General features: G+C 54.5%; 2 tRNA genes and 3 rRNA genes. All 5 read right to left on the bottom strand.

Annotated features, from left to right (window positions below):
* Positions 1-12 precede the first annotated feature (12 nt).
* The 5 genes from rrf to ACYVNQ_RS09110 all read right to left on the bottom strand — a co-directional run bounded on the left by rrf (position 13) and on the right by ACYVNQ_RS09110 (position 5357).
* Positions 13-126 (bottom strand): 5S ribosomal RNA (rrf, locus tag ACYVNQ_RS09130).
* A 224-nt stretch (positions 127-350) separates the two neighbouring features.
* Positions 351-3231, bottom strand: a 23S ribosomal RNA gene (locus ACYVNQ_RS09125).
* A gap of 316 nt (positions 3232-3547) precedes the next feature.
* Positions 3548-3623 (bottom strand) — tRNA-Ala (locus ACYVNQ_RS09120).
* 61 nt (positions 3624-3684) lie between these two features.
* Positions 3685-3761, bottom strand: a tRNA-Ile gene (locus tag ACYVNQ_RS09115).
* Between the two features lie 65 nt (positions 3762-3826).
* Positions 3827-5357 (bottom strand): 16S ribosomal RNA (locus ACYVNQ_RS09110).
* Together the 16S, 23S and 5S rRNA genes with 2 tRNA genes alongside form the textbook arrangement of a ribosomal RNA operon.
* Positions 5358-5436 lie beyond the last annotated feature (79 nt).

Here is a 5436-nt window from a genome sequence, read left to right as displayed (position 1 = left end):
GCTGCATAAGGAGCCTGACGATTACCTACTTTCACACGGGCAATCCGCACTATCATCGGCGTGGAGTCGTTTCACGGTCCTGTTCGGGATGGGAAGGGGTGGTACCGACACGCTATGGTCATCAGGCATGACTTGTTGCTGCGAGGTGCGTCCCCTTCGGGGATGGGGCCCGCGTAAGTGCTGAAGCACTAACGCTGGCCGGCACGTCACAACCAATCTGGAAGAAGTAGTTGGGGTTGCGTTGTTTCTGGCACAACGCTGATCTCTAGCCTGAGGCGTACCCCCTTCGGGGGTGGGGTCCGCGTAAGTGCTGAAGCACTAACGCTGACCGACACAAACACACCTGTTATAGGATCAAGCCTTACGGGCAATTAGTATCAGTTAGCTTAACGCATTACTGCGCTTCCACACCTGACCTATCAACGTCCTGGTCTCGAACGACCCTTCAAGGGGCTTAAAGCCCCGGGGATATCTCATCTCAAGGCGAGTTTCCCGCTTAGATGCTTTCAGCGGTTATCTCTTCCGAACATAGCTACCCGGCGATGCCACTGGCGTGACAACCGGTACACCAGAGGTTCGTCCACTCCGGTCCTCTCGTACTAGGAGCAGGTCCCTTCAAATATCCAGCGCCCACGGCAGATAGGGACCAAACTGTCTCACGACGTTTTAAACCCAGCTCACGTACCTCTTTAAATGGCGAACAGCCATACCCTTGGGACCGGCTACAGCCCCAGGATGAGATGAGCCGACATCGAGGTGCCAAACACCGCCGTCGATATGAACTCTTGGGCGGTATCAGCCTGTTATCCCCAGAGTACCTTTTATCCGTTGAGCGATGGCCCTTCCATACAGAACCACCGGATCACTATGACCTGCTTTCGCACCTGCTCGACTTGTCAGTCTCGCAGTCAAGCACGCTTATGCCATTGCACTATCAGCACGATTTCCGACCGTACCTAGCGTACCTTCGTACTCCTCCGTTACACTTTGGGAGGAGACCGCCCCAGTCAAACTGCCTACCATGCACTGTCCCCAGACCCGCTTCAGGGTCCAAGGTTAGAACCTCAAACAAACCAGGGTGGTATTTCAAGGACGGCTCCACGCAGACTGGCGTCCACGTTTCTCAGCCTCCCACCTATCCTACACAGACCGGTTCAAAGTCCAATGCAAAGCTACAGTAAAGGTTCATGGGGTCTTTCCGTCTAGCCGCGGGGAGATTGCATCATCACAAACACTTCAACTTCGCTGAGTCTCGGGAGGAGACAGTGTGGCCATCGTTACGCCATTCGTGCAGGTCGGAACTTACCCGACAAGGAATTTCGCTACCTTAGGACCGTTATAGTTACGGCCGCCGTTTACCGGGACTTCAATCAAGAGCTTGCACCCCATCATTTAATCTTCCGGCACCGGGCAGGCGTCACACCCTATACGTCCACTTTCGTGTTTGCAGAGTGCTGTGTTTTTATTAAACAGTCGCAGCCACCAGTTTATTGCAACCCCTTCACCCTTTGCCCGCGGGGGCATCAAGCTACAAGGGCGTACCTTATCCCGAAGTTACGGTACCAATTTGCCGAGTTCCTTCTCCCGAGTTCTCTCAAGCGCCTTAGAATACTCATCTCGCCCACCTGTGTCGGTTTGCGGTACGGTCAATGTGAAACTGAAGCTTAGAGGCTTTTCCTGGAACCCCTTCCAGTTGCTTCGCTCCCTAGAGAGCTCGCGCCACGCCCTTGAATCCTGTGCCCGGATTTGCCAGAGCACCTTCTCCAACGCAGCGACCGGGACTTCCAACACCCGGACAACCTTCCGCGATCCGTCCCCCCATCGCATTTCACACTGGTGCAGGAATATTGACCTGCTTCCCATCAGCTACGCATTTCTGCCTCGCCTTAGGGGCCGACTCACCCTACGCCGATGAACGTTGCGTAGGAAACCTTGGGCTTACGGCGAGGGGGCCTTTCACCCCCTTTATCGCTACTCATGTCAGCATTCGCACTTCCGATACCTCCAGCACACTTTCCAGTGCACCTTCGCAGGCTTACGGAACGCTCTCCTACCATGCACATAAATGTGCATCCGCAGCTTCGGTATATGACTTAGCCCCGTTACATCTTCCGCGCAGGACGACTCGATCAGTGAGCTATTACGCTTTCTTTAAAGGATGGCTGCTTCTAAGCCAACCTCCTGACTGTTTTAGCCTTCCCACTTCGTTTCCCACTTAGTCATATTTGGGGACCTTAGCTGGCGGTCTGGGTTGTTTCCCTCTTGACACCGGACGTTAGCACCCGATGTCTGTCTCCCGTGATTGCACTCTTCGGTATTCGGAGTTTGCTATGGCGAAGTAATCCGCAATGGACCCTTCAACCATGACAGTGCTCTACCCCCGAAGGTGATACACGAGGCACTACCTAAATAGTTTTCGGAGAGAACCAGCTATTTCCAGGTTTGTTTAGCCTTTCACCCCTATCCACAGCTCATCCCCTAGTTTTTCAACACTAGTGGGTTCGGACCTCCAGCACGTGTTACCGTGCCTTCATCCTGGCCATGGATAGATCACCTGGTTTCGGGTCTACACCCAGCGACTGAACGCCCTGTTCGGACTCGCTTTCGCTACGCCTGCCCTAATCGGTTAAGCTTGCCACTGAATGTAAGTCGCTGACCCATTATACAAAAGGTACGCCGTCACCCCTTGCGAGGCTCCGACTGTTTGTATGCATGCGGTTTCAGGATCTATTTCACTCCCCTCCCGGGGTTCTTTTCGCCTTTCCCTCACGGTACTGGTTCACTATCGGTCGATCACGAGTATTTAGCCTTGGAGGATGGTCCCCCCATCTTCAGACAGGATTTCACGTGTCCCGCCCTACTTGTCGTACACCTAGTTCTTCCATTCTGTTTTCGCCTACAGGGCTATCACCTGCTATGGCTGCACTTTCCAGAGCATTCGGCTAACAGTACGGATAAAGAGTACAGGCTGGTCCCATTTCGCTCGCCACTACTCTGGGAATCTCGGTTGATTTCTTTTCCTGCGGCTACTTAGATGTTTCAGTTCGCCGCGTTCGCTTCACATGACCTATGTATTCAGTCATGGATACTCCATAAGGAGTGGGTTTCCCCATTCGGATATCGGTGGATCAAAGCTCGTTTGCCAGCTCCCCACCGCTTTTCGCAGGCTACCGCGTCCTTCATCGCCTGTGATCGCCAAGGCATCCACCACATGCACTTGTTCGCTTGACCCTATAACGGGTGTGTCTCACGGCTTCCCGAAGGAAACTCGCGCGCCACCGCCGCTACAGGCTGAGTTTTAGCGTTGTGCCGTATTCCAATTGCCGTCTTGCGACGGCCTTGAGATACATCGATACAATCACAACCCTGATTCACCTCCGCACGGCCATCTCTAACCGGTTTCGGTGAATCTCTTTACTACTTCTTCCTGATTGTTAAAGAACGACAGCCGACATCTACTACCTTGTCGTAACTGACTGGCTCAATTGCCAATACGCAGTCTCCGGTCACGTCCAGCTCGTGTGACCAGCCACTCTGTATTGGGAATTGGTGGAGGATGACGGGATCGAACCGACGACCCCCTGCTTGCAAAGCAGGTGCTCTCCCAGCTGAGCTAATCCCCCGCGCGTCTACCAGTACGCTTACCTCAGGGGACTGTTCGCTCACCACACACCGCAGACACCGTGGTGGGTCTGGCTGGATTCGAACCAGCGACCCCCGCCTTATCAAGACGGTGCTCTAACCAACTGAGCTACAGACCCCTTCAGCCTGTCCTTCAATGCACAGCCGACAAGTGTGAGCACCTAACTTAAGTGCGAAGCTCTGGAAAGGAGGTGATCCAGCCGCACCTTCCGATACGGCTACCTTGTTACGACTTCACCCCAGTCATGAATCCTACCGTGGTGACCGTCCTCCTTGCGGTTAGACTAGCCACTTCTGGTAAAACCCACTCCCATGGTGTGACGGGCGGTGTGTACAAGACCCGGGAACGTATTCACCGCGGCATGCTGATCCGCGATTACTAGCGATTCCAGCTTCACGCAGTCGAGTTGCAGACTGCGATCCGGACTACGATCGGTTTTCTGGGATTGGCTCCACCTCGCGGCTTGGCAACCCTCTGTTCCGACCATTGTATGACGTGTGAAGCCCTACCCATAAGGGCCATGAGGACTTGACGTCATCCCCACCTTCCTCCGGTTTGTCACCGGCAGTCTCCCTGGAGTGCTCTTGCGTAGCAACTAGGGACAAGGGTTGCGCTCGTTGCGGGACTTAACCCAACATCTCACGACACGAGCTGACGACAGCCATGCAGCACCTGTGTTATGGCTCCCTTTCGGGCACCCCGACCTCTCAGCCAGGTTCCATACATGTCAAGGGTAGGTAAGGTTTTTCGCGTTGCATCGAATTAATCCACATCATCCACCGCTTGTGCGGGTCCCCGTCAATTCCTTTGAGTTTTAATCTTGCGACCGTACTCCCCAGGCGGTCAACTTCACGCGTTAGCTTCGTTACTAAGGAAATGAATCCCCAACAACCAGTTGACATCGTTTAGGGCGTGGACTACCAGGGTATCTAATCCTGTTTGCTCCCCACGCTTTCGTGCATGAGCGTCAGTATTGGCCCAGGGGGCTGCCTTCGCCATCGGTGTTCCTCCACATCTCTACGCATTTCACTGCTACACGTGGAATTCCACCCCCCTCTGCCATACTCTAGCGATGCAGTCACCAATGCAGTTCCCAGGTTAAGCCCGGGGATTTCACATCGGTCTTACATCACCGCCTGCGCACGCTTTACGCCCAGTAATTCCGATTAACGCTTGCACCCTACGTATTACCGCGGCTGCTGGCACGTAGTTAGCCGGTGCTTATTCTTCCGGTACCGTCATCCTCCATCCATATTAGGGACGAAGTTTTCTTTCCGGACAAAAGTGCTTTACAACCCGAAGGCCTTCTTCACACACGCGGCATTGCTGGATCAGGCTTTCGCCCATTGTCCAAAATTCCCCACTGCTGCCTCCCGTAGGAGTCTGGGCCGTGTCTCAGTCCCAGTGTGGCTGGTCGTCCTCTCAGACCAGCTACGGATCGTCGCCTTGGTAGGCCTTTACCCCACCAACTAGCTAATCCGCCATCGGCCGCTCCTTGAGCGCGAGGCCTTTCGGTCCCCCGCTTTCATCCGTGGATCGTATGCGGTATTAATCCGGCTTTCGCCGGGCTATCCCCCACTCCAGGACACGTTCCGATGTATTACTCACCCGTTCGCCACTCGCCGCCAGGGTTGCCCCCGCGCTGCCGTTCGACTTGCATGTGTAAGGCATGCCGCCAGCGTTCAATCTGAGCCAGGATCAAACTCTTCAGTTCAATGCCTGTTACTGTGTTCGGTCCATTTCTGGACCGGTCGCTCACTCAACGTACTGACGTTCGTGTTTCCGGTTACCCG

It is taken from the genome of Paraburkholderia jirisanensis (assembly GCF_054782355.1).
The sequence above is the reverse complement of the archived record's forward strand: the minus strand, read 5'-3'. Positions and strand labels throughout refer to the sequence as shown.